This is a genomic window from Undibacterium sp. Ji22W, assembly GCF_049340305.1.
Lineage (GTDB): Bacteria > Pseudomonadota > Gammaproteobacteria > Burkholderiales > Burkholderiaceae_D > Undibacterium.
The window spans coordinates 1,061,248-1,076,463 of the sequence record NZ_JBMPOU010000003.1 but is presented as its reverse complement, the minus strand read 5'-3'; the positions used below and the strand labels follow the sequence as shown (position 1 = coordinate 1,076,463).

General features: G+C 46.6%; 13 protein-coding genes. 9 read left to right on the top strand and 4 right to left on the bottom strand.

Annotation, left to right across the window (positions count from 1 at the left end; genetic code table 11):
- Positions 1-19 precede the first annotated feature (19 nt).
- The gene (gcvA, locus tag ACO0KW_RS17210) at positions 20-907 is read right to left on the bottom strand and encodes a transcriptional regulator GcvA (protein ID WP_423054585.1); all 888 of its coding nucleotides are present in this window, start codon (positions 905-907) and stop codon (positions 20-22) included.
- A gap of 141 nt (positions 908-1,048) precedes the next feature.
- Here gcvA and ACO0KW_RS17205 point away from each other — a divergent pair, with 141 nt between their 5' ends.
- The 5 genes from ACO0KW_RS17205 (at position 1,049) to ACO0KW_RS17185 (ending at position 5,765) form a co-directional block, all read left to right on the top strand.
- Positions 1,049-1,936: a DMT family transporter gene (locus tag ACO0KW_RS17205; protein WP_423054584.1), complete on the top strand. Its 888-nt coding sequence runs from the start codon at positions 1,049-1,051 to the stop codon at positions 1,934-1,936.
- 167 nt (positions 1,937-2,103) lie between these two features.
- Positions 2,104-3,012 carry a hypothetical protein gene (locus ACO0KW_RS17200; RefSeq protein WP_423054583.1) on the top strand — a complete coding sequence of 303 codons (909 nt, stop codon included), beginning with the start codon at positions 2,104-2,106 and terminating at the stop codon, positions 3,010-3,012.
- On the top strand, positions 2,972-3,565 hold the full coding sequence (locus ACO0KW_RS17195; protein WP_423054582.1) for a GNAT family N-acetyltransferase: 594 nt from the start codon (positions 2,972-2,974) through the stop codon (positions 3,563-3,565). The genes ACO0KW_RS17200 and ACO0KW_RS17195 overlap by 41 nt, the downstream gene beginning before the upstream one ends.
- A gap of 244 nt (positions 3,566-3,809) precedes the next feature.
- The gene (locus tag ACO0KW_RS17190; RefSeq protein WP_423054580.1) at positions 3,810-4,736 is read left to right on the top strand and encodes a methyltransferase domain-containing protein; all 927 of its coding nucleotides are present in this window, start codon (positions 3,810-3,812) and stop codon (positions 4,734-4,736) included.
- Positions 4,737-5,159: 423 nt separating this feature from the next.
- Complete coding sequence (locus ACO0KW_RS17185) at positions 5,160-5,765, top strand: hypothetical protein (protein ID WP_423054579.1); 606 nt, start codon at positions 5,160-5,162, stop codon at positions 5,763-5,765.
- A 44-nt stretch (positions 5,766-5,809) separates the two neighbouring features.
- Here ACO0KW_RS17185 and ACO0KW_RS17180 read toward each other — a convergent pair whose 3' ends face one another.
- On the bottom strand, positions 5,810-7,171 hold the full coding sequence (locus ACO0KW_RS17180; protein ID WP_423054578.1) for a sensor histidine kinase: 1,362 nt from the start codon (positions 7,169-7,171) through the stop codon (positions 5,810-5,812).
- Between the two features lie 377 nt (positions 7,172-7,548).
- On the opposite strand from ACO0KW_RS17180, the gene ACO0KW_RS17175 reads away from it, so the two are divergent.
- Positions 7,549-7,929 (top strand): hypothetical protein, encoded by a 381-nt coding sequence (locus ACO0KW_RS17175; protein WP_423054577.1) that lies wholly within the window; start codon positions 7,549-7,551, stop codon positions 7,927-7,929.
- Between the two features lie 252 nt (positions 7,930-8,181).
- Here the strand turns inward: ACO0KW_RS17175 and ACO0KW_RS17170 are convergent, their stop codons facing one another.
- The gene (locus tag ACO0KW_RS17170) at positions 8,182-10,470 is read right to left on the bottom strand and encodes a DUF5916 domain-containing protein (RefSeq protein ID WP_423054576.1); all 2,289 of its coding nucleotides are present in this window, start codon (positions 10,468-10,470) and stop codon (positions 8,182-8,184) included.
- Positions 10,471-10,926: 456 nt separating this feature from the next.
- On the opposite strand from ACO0KW_RS17170, the gene ACO0KW_RS17165 reads away from it, so the two are divergent.
- The 3 genes from ACO0KW_RS17165 to ACO0KW_RS17155 all read left to right on the top strand — a co-directional run bounded on the left by ACO0KW_RS17165 (position 10,927) and on the right by ACO0KW_RS17155 (position 14,498).
- Entirely contained in the window at positions 10,927-12,669 is a 1,743-nt protein-coding gene (locus ACO0KW_RS17165; RefSeq protein WP_423054680.1) for a glutamine--tRNA ligase/YqeY domain fusion protein, read from the top strand.
- Between the two features lie 127 nt (positions 12,670-12,796).
- Positions 12,797-13,438 carry a DUF4760 domain-containing protein gene (locus ACO0KW_RS17160; RefSeq protein WP_423054575.1) on the top strand — a complete coding sequence of 214 codons (642 nt, stop codon included), beginning with the start codon at positions 12,797-12,799 and terminating at the stop codon, positions 13,436-13,438.
- A 259-nt stretch (positions 13,439-13,697) separates the two neighbouring features.
- A complete protein-coding gene (locus ACO0KW_RS17155; protein WP_423054573.1) occupies positions 13,698-14,498 on the top strand; it encodes a hypothetical protein in 801 nt (266 codons plus the stop codon).
- A gap of 243 nt (positions 14,499-14,741) precedes the next feature.
- Here ACO0KW_RS17155 and ACO0KW_RS17150 read toward each other — a convergent pair whose 3' ends face one another.
- Complete coding sequence (locus tag ACO0KW_RS17150; protein WP_423054572.1) at positions 14,742-15,071, bottom strand: hypothetical protein; 330 nt, start codon at positions 15,069-15,071, stop codon at positions 14,742-14,744.
- Positions 15,072-15,216: the final 145 nt, after the last annotated feature.

Genomic DNA, 15,216 nt, shown 5'->3' with positions numbered 1-15,216 from the left:
CAAAACAATGTGCTTGGGATTATTGTTGCACAAAGGCCTGCGCTTCTTTCCTGAGCCATTGTTCAAACGCCTGCAAAGCCTCACTTTTCTGCAAACCTTTCGGTGTCACCAGATAGTAGCTATAGTCCGATGGTGCGATGATGTCGAATAGTCGCACCAGATTCCCGGCCTCAATTTCTCCGGCCACCAAGCTATGGCGCGCGACCGCGATTCCTTGTCCGGCTTTGGCAGCGGTCAACATCAGGTTGCTGTCACTATGATGGGTTTCATGTTGAAAATGGCCGATGTCAACACCAGCGATCTGGCTCCAATTTTGCCATTCACGCCCATTCTCCACAGACAAAATCCGGTAGCTGCGTAATTGCTTAGGATGACTGGGAAAACGACCTGCATTAAAAGCCGGGCTACAAACTGGGTAGAGTTGATCGTCGAGTAATTTTTCTGCGTCGTAATCGTCCCACTTACCCAAACCAAAACGAATCGCAATATCGGTTTGCGTTTTATCCAGATTGACCAATCCTATCGCGGCTTGAATGTGGATCGCTAAATCGGGATGTTCGGTCTGGAATTTTCCGAGACGCGGCAGCAACCAAAATGTGGCGAACGACTGCAAAGTCGCAACGCGAATCGCGGGAGCACGCTTTTCTGTTTTGACCTGCGCTAATGCGCGACTAATCTGACGTAAAGCGGGTTGAATTTGTTTCAGGAGTTGTGTCCCTTCGGCTGTCAACTGCATCTGCCTACCTTTACGTTCAAACAAGGACACGCCTAGCGTTTCTTCCAACAATCGCATTTGCTGGCTGATCGCACTGTGGGTAATATGTAGTTCGGCAGCCGCCAGCGAATAACTTTTATGGCGCGCTGCAGCTTCAAAGGTAACGAGAGAATTTAAGGATGTTGGAAACATCCTGTATTGTTAGATTTTCTTACAGATGATGTCAATAAGTATCGTTCGCTTTTTAGCCTTTTGCTCGCTACGATGCTACCTATATCCAACTTAATTTGCCATTTTCCTCACTGCCTTACTCAACACATAAAGAAAACTGCCATGTCGACTGCCAATCTCACCAGACTTCTCATCCTCGGCTTAATTTGGGGTACTAGCTTTATGTTGATGCGAATCGCCGCACCCGTTTTTGGACCCATTCTGACAACTTTCGGACGCGCAGCCTTAGGTGCATTGGCTTTGTATTTATTCGCGCGCAAAATGGGAATCGATTTTGCATGGCGCCGCAATGCCAAGACTTATTTCATCATCGGTGTGACAAATACCGCGATTCCTTTTAGTCTATTTGCCTGGTCAGCGCTGTATATTCCCTCCGCTTACATGGCGACGATGAATTCGCTGGCACCGATCTTCACTGCCGTGTTCGGTTTTGTATTGCTAGCAGAACGTCTGAGTGCGCTGCGCATTACGGCATTTTTGTTGGGCTTAATCGGAGTTGCTATTTTGGTTGGCATCGGTCCAACGACTGTCACGCCACAAGTCATCGGTGGGGTCTTAGCCGGCATAGGGGCAGCGATTAATTATGGATTTGCAGCCACTTACACCCGTATGCACGCCAAAGAAATTCCTTCCTTAGCCACCGCTGCTGGAAGCCAATTTGCCGCCGCACTCGCTTTATTGCCGTTTGCTCTGCCTTCTGTTCCACACGCCATCGAACACGGCACAGCATCGGCATTGCTCTCGGTCGTGATACTCGGCATCGTTTGTACTGGTGTCGCGTATGGTTTGTTCTTCCACCTGATCTCGACCGAAGGCGCAAGCAAAGCGGTCACAGTGACCTTTCTGGTGCCTGCTACCGCATCGATTTGGGCGTGGTTGTTATTGGGCGAACCGATCACGACAGGCATCATCACCGGAATTGCCGTCGTTTTACTGGCAACTGCGATGTCCTTGGGTCTATTAAAGAAGCCGTCGTTTATGCGTGCCTAACCATCGCATTAATCAACGGAAAAAGGCAGACGAGTTCTGCCTTTTTTTGCGTCCAAAAATTCATTCACACCACATCAACGAAAAGGCACGCGATCTACCAATAAAAACCTGTTAACATGCAAACGAGTAAATCGATCAATTAAGTATCCGCAGATCTACCGCCAAACATGCCATTGCCAACTCTCAAGCGCAACAAAATTTCAACACACTTTCAACTCTTCAATGCGAAGTTGCCAGTGATTCTTATTGCCTTACTCTTATTTGCGATGTCGTCTATATTGTGTATGGCAACAGCCCACGCAAACGACAAAGCCACACGGGTTCTGTTTGTTGGCAATAGTTTGACCTATGTTGCCAACTTACCTGCAGTCTTTGATGCGCTCTCACTGAATAATCGACATCCCTTCGTCAGTGACATGCTCGCACAAGGTGGTGCAACATTAACCGAGCGAGTGCAAGATAAGTCGGTCGAACAGGCACTGGCGTCGCAGGCCTACTCGTATGTGATATTGCAAGAACGCGGAGGTGACTTCTTATGCGCATTTGGACCGCAGTCATGTGAAGACGCAAATGCCTCGCTCAAACATTTAGTCAATCTGGCACGCCAATATCACGTAACACCGATATTTCTGGGCAGTTACCAAGTCCATCCAGGCGCTTCAATTTCTATCGTCGAAGCAGAACAAAAAGCCGCGACCAACGCAGCCGTAGCTTACATCCCCGTCTCTGCCAAATTACAAATCGCTCTCCAAGTCGCCCCGAAATTAGCTTGGTTAAATCAAGACAAAGCGCATCCTGGTCACGACCTTGCTTTGTTACAAGCCGCGATGCTTTATATCGAGATCACGCGACAAACCATCGATGCTACCGACCTTACTGTGTATGCGCCTATGTACAAACCCAATACGCGCATTGCACCGATTATCATCAACAGCACTGGCGATGGAACATCGTCCGATGTCTACGTCTATAGCGCACAAGTTCTATCGACAATTGTCGCCATCACAAATCAATCTGCGCTCACAGAAGTGTCGCATGACCTTAGTCATCGGCTTACAGCAATTTGGGGTCAATAGATCTAGCCCTGCAACACGTTCTTGTCACCAGCTAATTACTATTTTTAATATGTCATATTCACTTCAGTGCCTGACTTATCAGCAACTACAAGAACTGGCGACCGGTCAGCTCCCTACAGACTTGGCCGCTCGTGCGGCGTCTGGCGCACTGCCGCCCGATTTTGTTGCGGCACGTGCATTGAAACATTTGAATGATGGAAAATCGGCTTTCTGGTGCAGTAGCTTTATCATCGTTCGCGATGATGACCTGCGCATCGTGGGCGGCTGTGGCTTCAAAAGTGAACCGCTACTCGGCAGAGTGGAAATTGGCTATGGCGTTGCGTCCGACCACCGTCGTCAGGGTGTCGCCAGTGCTGCCGTTACATCACTACTAGAACTCGCGTTTGCCAATGGTGCCATTGAAGTACTGGCAGAAATATTACCCGACAATATGGCATCGATCGCAACCGTCAGAAAAGCAGGATTTCACCCTATCGGTCACCGAGTTGCAGAAGATAATGAAACCGTCTTACAGTGGATTGCAACAAAGGCGAAGGATCACGAAGCTGCCTAGTTACCAAATCCACACAAGTTGGCACCATGCCAGTTAAAAACTACTGCATGTGCAGCCTGTAAGATGGGCAGATGTATCGACAAAGGCCGAATTGAAGCATAAACACCGCGCATCTCGGCCATTTGTTTCTGAGCGGAAATTAGATAATCCTGACATCGGCGAGCATCGTGCACACGCCTGATTGTATCGACCGCTGGCTTTTTACCTCAGCACTCGATCCCAACTTATGGATGGAAGGAAGACTATGCTAGTCGAACGCGAAGCAGAGAGCTGCTATTTAGGACAATTTATTCCGCTGCAATACCATCACAATATGCTGATGGACGCGAACCGTATGGACAACTTCAAAGCAGCGATTCAACGCCAAGTGTTTGCCGGTGCACGCGTATTAGAACTCGGTGGTGGCACAGGCGTATTGTCATGGTTTGCCGCACAAACGGCGGCAAAAGTATATTGCGTAGAATTTAATCCAGATATGGTGACTGAGGCGCGCCGTCTATTAGCGATGAATCAACATGGCGACAGAGTGGAAGTCATCCATGCGGACGCGTTTGAATATTTGCCACCAGAGCCGGTAGATTTTGTGATTTGCGAAATGATTCATGTGGCGATGCTGCGTGAGAAACAAGTCGAAGTAATTGAAAATTTCAAGAAGCGCTACGCTGAAAAATTCCCCGCGCAGGCAATGCCGGTGTTTATACCAGAAGCCATTTTGATGGCCGTACAGCCACTGCAACAGCGCTATGATTTTTCTGGCTACCAAGCGCCTATTATTCAATTTCAATTGGGCGGTGTGTTTACCGCTGACACCGTAGAGCTCGCACAACCTGCCTTATATAAAATTATCGACTTCCAGGAAACCAATGATCTGTGGATTCATTGGGAAGGCCAGATGACGATAGAACAAAGTGGTCAACTGAGTGCTTTGCGATTCATTACCAAAAATGTGCTGGCAATCGTACAGGAAACCAATTCGACGATTGACTGGTTAAATCACTACATGGCGCTGCCCTTGAAAACGCCGATCGGTGTGCTTGCGGGTGATGTGATCGATGTGAGTTTTCAATATCGGACCGGCGGCTCAATTGAGTCTTTGCAGAACACGATGAACGTCAGTGTGCGTTCTACTACGCAACAAGGTCAGCGCCAATTTAGTATGGCGGTTGCCTAACGCTCATTGGTAAATAATTTTTTAGCAGCTTCACCTCGATGCCGCTGTTCTTATACAAACAAGAATAGCGGCCATCACCTTCAACATCAGCATCAGCATCAGCATCAGTATCAGTATCAGCACTAGAATACTTTCCGCAAATATATTGACTCCTCGCTCATTTCTGTAGCACATCCACTACCAGTGGTCCACTAAGCGCGTCAAAGCTAGCGGCGCTTCTATGCCAGCAGTCAGTGGTATTGCCGGATTTGTTTCCAGCGAAAAATATTGATAAAAATCAGTTTAAAAAAGCTCATAAAAATACCGCACAATTATTCTGCCCAGCTTGAAGCAGTTTCAGTATAATCGCTGATCGCTGTTTCCCAATTTGCATTCTAAGTACTCAACTCAAACACCTCAAGCCATCTTCAATTGACCGTGACCATGAAAAAACTTCATCGTATTTGCCTGCTGATAGCCTTGTCTTTACTCAGTATTTCGGCTCAGGCACAAATGCGAAAGTGTGTGACAAGCTCCGGCAAGTCGATTTATACCGACCAACCTTGCGCTAGCAAGATTGCCGAGAAATCGACCGAAATCAAAGACAACGAGTTGCTCAAAAAAGTCGCCTCGATCAACACCCAACGCGAGATAGAAAAGGTGTGTTGGGTACTGTCACATCGCAATTCACAATGCTACCCACGGGTAAACTATGAACTAGCAACCGTGTTCAAAGAAAACTGCACCTTGCCGATTAAAGATTACGAAAAATCGCAAGACGAAGAAAGACGTAAACCGCGTCGCCATGATCGCTACGACCGATATGAGCGCAATGATGGCGAACAAAGAGATGCGGACGATTTACTCTATGAACACCGCGACACGCAAAAAAGCCGCGCAGTCTTACAATGCGAAGCATTAGAGAAAGATATGTGGGATTTTTTACGCCAAAATTTCAGTAAAAAAATCTCAGAGCAAGATGCTAAAATCATCAATTACAAGCTCAAAATTTCACCGACGCACGAGCAAAAGAATTGGCGGGAATATTAAGATCTGTTGATCTAGGTTTTTTCAACGATCACCGAGCGCTTAGTTTACGCCGCCAATTTTCTTGGTACCAACAAGCGCCAACAAGTGCCCTTCCCTAACGCAGTCTCGACCGTAATCTTACCGCCGAGTAATTGCGTCGTGATGTTGTAAGCGATATGCATGCCTAGCCCATTACCGCCTTGTCCTAACTTGGTGGTAAAAAAGGGATCAAACACATGATTCGCCACCTCTTCAGGCATACCACTGCCATCATCACTAAACAATATTTCGACTTGATCATCGGCAAGCACTTGAGCACTCAGGCACATCTGTCCAACCGATTTACCTTCAAAAGCGTGAACCAAGGCATTGTTAATGAAGTTGACAATAATTTGTGTTAAGGGTCCGGGATAACTATGCATTTGAAGATCATCTGGCACCACGATGTTCAACTTAAACGGTGTCCGTTTTAAGATCGGCGCCATCGCCAACATCACTTCATCAATCACTTCGACCAAGACAAAATTTCTTTGTTGCTCGGTCGCGCGATCAAGCGCTAGTTGCTTAAAGCCCTGTACTAATTGCGCAGAGCGTTTAAGATTAGACACGAGAACATCACTGCCACGGATGATGAAGTCGATGTGTTTATCGAGCAAATTGCGCGTGAGTTTTTGCTTAACCTGCTGATCAAACTGATCAATCTCTTCACGTAAAGAAGTTCCAACCAACAAAGCATTTCCGATCGGTGTATTAATTTCATGCGCAACACCAGCGACCAAAAATCCTAACGACGCTAATTTCTCACTTTGTACCAATTGCCTTTGCGCACCCCGCAAATTCTCCAAAGCCTGCTCTAAATGTTGATTCGCCAATTGCAAATCATGGGTACGCTCATCCACTTTGTGTTCGAGTTCGGCCATCATCCGCATTTCCGTCTCGGCCAACAATTGTTCGGCGCGTTTGCGCTCACTGATATCGAGTCTGAAACCAATCACGCCGCCATCGGAAGTTTTTCTATCGGACGCTAAAATCCATGACCCTGGCGACATCAAATATTCGTCATCGCATTCGTCCGGAAGTAAATGCTGTTTCACGCGTCGGGTGACATATTCCGCTTCCGTTTGGTCGGTGCGTTTGTGAAATTCGCGGCGATAAAATTGCCGTGCAATCTCACTGTAGGGTGTGCCAGGATTGAGGACGTCAGCAATCTCGGGATAGATTTCTTTAAAGCGTCGATTGCAAAATACCAGCACATCATCGGCACCATACATGACGAGGCCAGACTGCAAATGATCGAGTGCCTGTAATACGCGCGCTTGCCAAGCAGAAGTGGCGCGCAGTTGCGCCTTAAGCTCAGTGATCGAAAGTTGATCGATAGGGTCGAAATCAGATTGACTCTCTAGATCATCAGAAGATTTTTCCGACATTATGGCTTCCTCATTCATAGCGCTAGGGCAAAAACAATAGAGAACCAGAGCACGCAATTTGCACCAAAATTACACAAATCACTATTGCTTCAGAATAATTTCAGTATGCACCAAATCTTACGCCGTCACCCACGAAAAATCGGATAAACTCGCTTTTTCCGTTTGTTTCCCGCCATAAAAATTTGGCATCATTAAACATGAGAAAACGCCAATGAGCGCAATAAAGCCTCATGCGTTTTTAATGCGCGCTTAATTTGATTTTTAATTTATCTTTTTAATTCATTACATTAATTTAATTTAATTTAGTTGAATTAAATCCAACTTGATTTTACCTTCCAAGTTTCTTTACATTATTCATAACAAACAATTCATCCATAATGGCACGCAAACTCATTATCCTCATCTGCGCACTAGGAATCGCCTACTACAGCACACAAATCTGGGGCTTAAAAGACCGCATCTCCCTGACCCGATCCGCACCAAAAGTCGCGGCGCAGACCGCGCAAAAAATGCAATTCCAATTCACGATGGAATCGACCAATGTCGAACTCATCGAAACCTGCCGCCAGCTCTTTCGCGCTGATGATCAAATGGCGCTCAGCGTCGATCCCAAAGAAAGCAACAAGGCGATCCTCAAAGTACAACGCACTTACCTCACCAGCGTTTTACCAGAGATTTTGGAGTTAAATAAACAATTGAAAGCCAAGGGCTGCTTAGCAAAAGATAGCGATGTATTTGCGATCAAAGCCTTGCCTTGATTGATTGATTGATTGATTGATTGATTTTTACGATACCAACTAAGCATGCAAGACATGAAAATTGATGTGTAGGTGATGCGTGAATTTTCTCGCTGAATGGAAAACTGCATCGCGTTGCTGTTTCACTTCCTATCGTGGCTGCAGCACCCACACGCCAACGCTAGCACTAAAACTTGCACTCTCCCGCTTGCGGGAGAGTAGTCCTGATCGTGCGATTCACCACAACAATGGCATAGACCATTGTCGATCACACTACAATTGATACAGGTAATTCAATTTAATAAAAGCACGACGTCCGGTGCGCAAGTTCAACTCCTCGGTCTTTTGTAAAGCCGATGAATTCGGGATAAACGCCAGATTCTCCTGTCGATTGCCGTAGCCCGCGATCAGGCTGGTGCCGGGTGACAGCAAGTAATTAATCTGAAAATCCAAGTTTAATTGCTTGCCGGATTCAAGATTAGTGAAAGCCGGGTTACTGCGCAATAAATGGTAATCGGCGATCACGCGCAAACCCAGATAACGATGGTGTTGATAACTGAATTTGCTACGCCACATCAGATTACGATATACGGTATTGCCATCCTCTTGTGCTGTCGCTTCGACCGGAGCGCGCAGATCGTTCCACAATAATTTCTGTTCAATACGCCACTGCGAATGCGGTTTGAAGTTCAAGGTCAAATCGATGCTGCGCCCCTGCCCCATCAAGGTGCCAGCAGAATCCAAAGGAGCGTAGTTAATGCTATCCACGCTACCGAATTCTGCCATCGCGCTTAACCAACTCAACCAGCTACTACCGGCGCTTACGAACCAACCTTGCTTGTGATACGACTTGCCCAAGAACTGTTCATAGCCGCGCCGTTGAAATACCTCTAACCATGAGTCACGGCTTAGTTCCGCGCCAAGGCCCACATCAACAAACCAATCTTGCAATTGATTCGTCTGATCACGTGATACCGTCGTGTTCGCCAGCACACCCGCCCGGTGCAAGACTTCATCATCAAAATGCCAGTAGTACTTCCCTTCTTGCCGCCACTGCTTCAGATCCGTACGCGGTAAAAATGCCAGGCTGTTCGCAAAATCGCGGCTGATATCGGAATATTTGGCGAGATAGTCCAAATGTTTGCCCTGATGCTTGGCTTCGAGGTAGACCAAATGTCCGCTTTGCTGTTGACTATCGGATTGACTTTGACTACCTGCCAGCTGCGCTTGCACGACCCAATTATCATCCAACTGATAACGCGCATCTAAGCCCGCCACACTATCGCGTTGCTGCTCCAACCGTCGGTCGCTCATAAAACCACCCAGACTCAAGTCATGCGTCACATCGTTTTGCACACGTACGACACCGATATGCGCGGAAGCACGACCGTCCTCAGCAGCGGCCTGATCATCAATCAATAAAGCACCATACGCCCAATTGTCGTAGCGCCCTGTCATACGCAGCCCCGCTTGTGGCTGCAATACGCGACGCGAAAAAAAGAGCGGCATCGGCGTCTGAAAAAATCCCGCATTTTCTAAAAAGAACGGACGCTTTTCGGGGAACAAAACTTCATAACGCTTATCGATCACGATCTGCGGCTCATCCGATTCGACTTCGCTAAAATCTGGCTTAATCGTCACATCAATCGCACTCGCCTCGCCGACCACCCACTTAGCGTCCAATCCAGCTTGGGCTTTGCGTTCACTGTGCCAACGCCCCTGCATAGCGTCGGTAGTGAGCACGCGCGTATCGCCCAAATAGACAAAGGGATTCAACTGAGCATTCAAGCCTGCCTGTAACTTTTCAGGGATAGTCAGCTCCGCCATCTGCGGCACAAAGCCCGCAAACTGCTTTGAGATAGGCGGCCAAAATGCCTCTTCGTTCAAGCGCGCAATCACACGACCAACAGCAAAACCCCAGTTCTGCGCAGCGGCATTTTGAAAACGCAAACTCTTGAACGGAATCGCCATGCGGACCACATAACCAAAATCCGTCAGCTTGCCTTCCGATTCCCATTGCGTATCAAAGTTTTTATCCAGCTCCAATCCTTCCGTGCGTTTTGAGTCAGATTGCACTCCATACGGATTAGCAAAGAACGAAAACGAACGACGCTTATCACGAAAGGTATCCAGCTCTAGCAAGACAAAATCATCCCCATCAAAATCTTCACGCTTCGCAATATGGGCGCGGATTAATGCAGGATCGTCCTGCGCCACGAACACCGCATACAAATGGGTATCGTCATAAGAAAGATAAGCCGTCGTCGCGCGCGATGCAGGAGTTCCATCGCCCGGCGTACGCTGTTTAAAGTCCTGGATCGCCACACCCGCATCGGCCGGAATTCCATCTACATAATCGCCTAACTGTGGCGGCGTTTTCGCGCGCGGAATGGCGATGGTGGTTTGTGCTGTGGTTGGAGCTGTGGTTGGAGCTGTGGTTGGAGCTGTGGTTGGAGCTGTGGTTGGAGCTGTGGTTGGAGTGAATGTTTGAGCTGTGGTTTGACCAAACGCCACAGGCATGGTCAATACAAGACCAGCTGAAATAAAGATTTTTTTGATCATGAAAACTAAAAACTCAGACGATGAAATTATTCAAAATGGGAGATTTTTTAACACCCTATTTTTAAATAAATATTACAAAAAGCGCATTATAAAATGCATAAAAACTTGCGTCAGACAAAAGAGCAAAAAGAAATGACTAAGGTTTGAGGAAAACGAGTCACCAGTGATAAGGCCAAAAATAAACAGGCCGAAAGATAACACAAGAGCAAAACAATGCATCAAACAGAATATGTTTACCCCAAGCGCTAGCGGCATTTCTCGGCGGCTGAAGAGGAAAAATTCGATGTTGTCCCGCAATTCCACGGTAAAACGGATAACAAACGACAACGCGAGCGCAAAACCGCCTAAATATGCTGCGCTACGGTAAAATGCTTGCTATTCCGGTATCCCACAGCATTTCATATTGACCTATTTTTTCGTGAAGAATTCGCAATGAGCAACGATATTAAAAGCAACATCAAAAACGATAGCAAAAATACAGAAGCGGCTGCTCCAGCAGCACCCTCCAACTTCCTGCGCGCCATCATCGACAAAGATCTGGCCGAAGGCAAATACACCCGCGATGGCTTACCGAATGTCATCACACGTTTCCCTCCAGAGCCGAACGGCTATCTGCACATCGGTCACGCCAAATCCATCTGCTTAAACTTCGGTTTAGCCCGCGACTACCAAGGTCGTTGCCACTTACGTTTTGACGACACCAATCCAGAAAAAGAAGATCAAGAATACGTTGATACGATTATGGACAGCGTCAAATGGTTAGGCTTTGATTGGGACGATGGTACCAATACCCCAGCGGGCAGCCACCTCTACTACGCCAGCAATTACTTCGACACCTTCTATGCGATTGCCGAATATCTGATCGAAGCAGGCCACGCCTATGTCGATAGCCAAAGTGCCGAAGACATGGCAGCGAATCGTGGTGACTTCTCCAAACCTGGTGTGAACTCACCTTTCCGCGACCGTGCAGTAGCCGAATCTTTAGATTTGTTCCGCCGCATGAAAGCAGGTGAATTTGCCGATGGCGCCCACATCTTGCGCGCCAAGATTGATATGGCATCACCCAACATGAATATGCGCGACCCAGCGATCTACCGCATCCGTCACGCGCATCACCACAACACCGGCGACAAATGGTGCATCTACCCGATGTACGATTACGCCCATCCACTCGAAGACGCGATTGAAAACATCACGCACTCGATCTGTACTTTGGAATTCCAAGATCACCGTCCGTTCTACGACTGGATCATCGCCCGTGCTGCCGAAGGTGGTTTCTTCAAACAACCGGTACCGCAACAATACGAATTCGCCCGTTTGAACTTGACTTACGTCGTCACCTCCAAACGCAAACTGCGCCAACTGGTCGAACAAAACATCGTCAGTGGTTGGGACGACCCACGCATGCCTACCATCGTCGGCATCCGCCGTCGCGGCTACACACCAGAAGCCATCCAATTGTTCTGCGAGCGCATAGGTGTCACCCGCTCCGACGGCTGGATCGATTACAGCACGCTAGAAGGCTGCTTGCGTGAAGACCTAGACCCAAAAGCACCACGCGCCACCGCCGTCTTGCGCCCGCTCAAACTCATCATCGACAATTTCCCAGAAGGTGAAAAAGTAGCCTGCACCGCACCGATACACCCACACCACCCAGAACTCGGCAACCGCGAATTCACAATCAGCAAAGAACTGTGGATAGAACAAGAAGATTTCATGGAAGTACCAAGCAAAGGCTACTTCCGCCTCTTCCCTGGCAATAAAGTGCGTTTGCGTTACGGCTACGTAGTTGAATGCACAGGCTGCGACAAAGACGAGAACGGCAACATTATCGCCGTCCACTGCAACTACTTCGCCGACAGCAAATCCGGCACAGAAGGCAGCGCCAACTACAAAGTCAAAGGCAACATCCACTGGGTGAGCGTGTCGGATTCTTTGGAAGTGGAAGTGCGTTTGTATGACCGCTTGTTCACAGACGCCAACCCAGATGCGGGCGGCAAAGACTTCATGGCTTTGTTGAACCCTGCGTCTTTAGAAACTATTCGTGCTTATGTCGAACCGGGTATGGTGAATGTGGAACCGGATACACGTTTGCAGTTTGAACGTCATGGGTATTTTGTAGCGGATCGTGTGGATTCTGTGAAGGGGGTGCCTGTGTTTAATCGGGTGACTACTTTAAAGGATAGTTGGGGGAAGTGATTTTCAACAGCTCAATTACTACATAAATCGTAATGATTTCATTTTCAATTATTGTTCGCAAGAATATCTTAACAAGTTGCGCAGAAGCACCGAATGATAGAACCCGATTTATTATTTTAGGAACGATATGGACTACCTAATTCAACATAAAAACCAAATTGAAATCCTGTATCTGTTATCCGGTCCAATTATGTTGGTTACATTGCTGATTGGATTAGCTCAATTATGGTTAGTAAGGAAAGATATCGCAGCAAAATATAAAAGAGAATGTTTGAATACAACACTGAATATTTTTGATCAAAAAATACCAAAGATCGTTGAACTGCAGCGCAAATTATATGAGATTGAAGATGAAGGAAACGTTTCAGATTTCAATTATGAAATGAAAACATTTAATTTTCGCGATCTTCCAGATGGAAACACATGGATTACAGAATTTCAAAGTTCGCCGAAAATGCGCCACGCTGCAATTAACCTCTTAAACGAAATTGAACTACTCGCACGAGTCATCCTTTCAGGGATGGCTGATGAGGACTTCGCCTATAAGGCGGAAAATGTCTTTTATATTGAAACAGTCAGTCAATTTAAGTCACACATAGCGTTTTTCCGAGACCCCGCCCATCCGAACACATATGAAGTAATTATTGAACTGTACGAACGTTGGTCTAAACGAAGAAAAATAGATGATGTTGAACAAAAAATAAAGCAATCTGTGGACGAATTAAGTACGGTTCCTAAAGTGAGCAAAATACGTAGCATTGGGCAATAATTTCGAGAGAGAAGGCTCGAACTGGTTCAGGCGCGAACGGGGTCGGTTCTAACATCCCAACATAAACATAAATATTCAGGAATATTGGAATTCTAAAATAAACAAGATATCCGAAATCCAATGTCTCATTCAAAACCCTACATCCACAAGTGTTAAATTGGGGTCAAGTCTTGACTTGTAACATTGATCAAATTAACCGTTTAGTCAAGACCTGCCCCCAAGATTCTTCCTTCAAGTAGGAAAGCATAAGTCAACTGAAATGACCACAAAAATTCGCTCAAACAATACCTCTGCATCAAGCGGAAGTTCGACAGAAATCAGCACATCGAAATGGTGGGAATTCTACACAGTACGCTATGCTGTTGGGACGGTCATCGGAGCCATTCTTTTTTACACGATGTGTACGAAGACCCCAATCTTAAAGCCACTTTTACTAGATATTAATTTCAAAGATTTTAATGCACAGAACTCTCTTTTGTTAATCGCATACGGTCTTACCTTTTGTTACATCGCAAGTGCACCAATTCTTGTCTTTCACGCAGGACGATTTCTTCTAGTACTCAGAAATTCCGAAGCGAAATGGTTAGGTCTACTGCGATTAGTTTTTATACCGCTTTTTCCTACCATTATCGTGTATTGCAAACTAAAGAATCTTAATAGCGCGAACGGATTGACTTTCTTCTTTGGATTGACAGCTTACGTCGCTTTTTTTCTCTTATTCAATCAACTTCGGACGATATTTAAAATTCTCTTGGATAGCTCAGCAATGTACGCATTTTACAGAGCCCTAACCGAGAAACGAAGTAAGGCAAAAGGTGGAATCGTTGATTCCTACAAGCATATGAGAGAGCATGGCAATTCATTTCTTATTGTCACTCTTGAGATAGTACTTACCGTGCTCCTATATTCGCTAGGAAAAATTTGTGAAGCATCTGGCATCACCGAAGATCAGACTATTGCATATTTTACGCTTTTCACTTTCTTGTGGATTTTGCCAGCATCATTAGTTTGGGTAGTTGGTAATTGCCTAGAGAGAGAGTTTAGTGAAATCGAAAAGTAACAGAGAAAGGGTTCAAGTCTTGATATCCAATATCAATGTGATAAACCGCCAATCCTGAAGCGCGGGGTCAGGCCTTACATTTGACATGGCACCATAATTAAAGCAGCAAACTAAAGGGGTCAGCTTCGCATTAAAAACCGAAGCTGACCCATTTGATTCGGCATACGCCGTGCGCCGCAAAATTGCTCGGAGTTCGATGGGCGCATCGTCAAGCTTTTGCACGTCTACAGAGCGCCGTGGTTTCTAACGGCTCAATTGAACTGTTTTCATAGTCGCCGCATTCAATGCGTCGATGGTGGCGGGAGGCACTTTTTTACTGCACATGATGTAGCGCATTTCAACTGCGGGAATGTCCGTGAACTTGAGAATCTTGAAATCGGTCATTTTGAGTTGTGCATTGGCCACGTACAGCTCGACCTCTCCTTGCGTCACGATAGACAAATCTGCCCGCCCTAGGTGTATCAATCTCACGATGTCCGACACTTCCGCAGCCTCCGAAATCAACTGTGTGACCGGCATTTTGGCAATGATGTTGTCGAGGTACTGGCCGTGCAGAAAATTCTGTTTAATCATGAGTCGAACATCTGAACGTGCCAACAGCTATGTAGGGCGGGTGTAACCCGCGCTGTAAATCACCTCAACGATTTATCGTTCAAATCTTCTTTCAAATATTTATTACCCTCTCGGTATTTTGAACATGCTGGCGGCGCGGGTTGCA

Coding starts and splice junctions, on each gene's coding strand:
- gcvA (WP_423054585.1), bottom strand. CDS start 907: ATGTTTCCAACATCCTTAAATTCTCTCGTTACCTTTGAAGCTGCAGCG.
- ACO0KW_RS17170 (WP_423054576.1), bottom strand. CDS start 10,470: ATGATCAAAAAAATCTTTATTTCAGCTGGTCTTGTATTGACCATGCCT.
- ACO0KW_RS17200 (WP_423054583.1), top strand. CDS start 2,104: ATGCCATTGCCAACTCTCAAGCGCAACAAAATTTCAACACACTTTCAA.
- ACO0KW_RS17205 (WP_423054584.1), top strand. CDS start 1,049: ATGTCGACTGCCAATCTCACCAGACTTCTCATCCTCGGCTTAATTTGG.
- ACO0KW_RS17150 (WP_423054572.1), bottom strand. CDS start 15,071: ATGATTAAACAGAATTTTCTGCACGGCCAGTACCTCGACAACATCATT.
- ACO0KW_RS17180 (WP_423054578.1), bottom strand. CDS start 7,171: ATGTCGGAAAAATCTTCTGATGATCTAGAGAGTCAATCTGATTTCGAC.
- ACO0KW_RS17160 (WP_423054575.1), top strand. CDS start 12,797: ATGGACTACCTAATTCAACATAAAAACCAAATTGAAATCCTGTATCTG.
- ACO0KW_RS17195 (WP_423054582.1), top strand. CDS start 2,972: ATGACCTTAGTCATCGGCTTACAGCAATTTGGGGTCAATAGATCTAGC.
- ACO0KW_RS17190 (WP_423054580.1), top strand. CDS start 3,810: ATGCTAGTCGAACGCGAAGCAGAGAGCTGCTATTTAGGACAATTTATT.
- ACO0KW_RS17155 (WP_423054573.1), top strand. CDS start 13,698: ATGACCACAAAAATTCGCTCAAACAATACCTCTGCATCAAGCGGAAGT.
- ACO0KW_RS17185 (WP_423054579.1), top strand. CDS start 5,160: ATGAAAAAACTTCATCGTATTTGCCTGCTGATAGCCTTGTCTTTACTC.
- ACO0KW_RS17175 (WP_423054577.1), top strand. CDS start 7,549: ATGGCACGCAAACTCATTATCCTCATCTGCGCACTAGGAATCGCCTAC.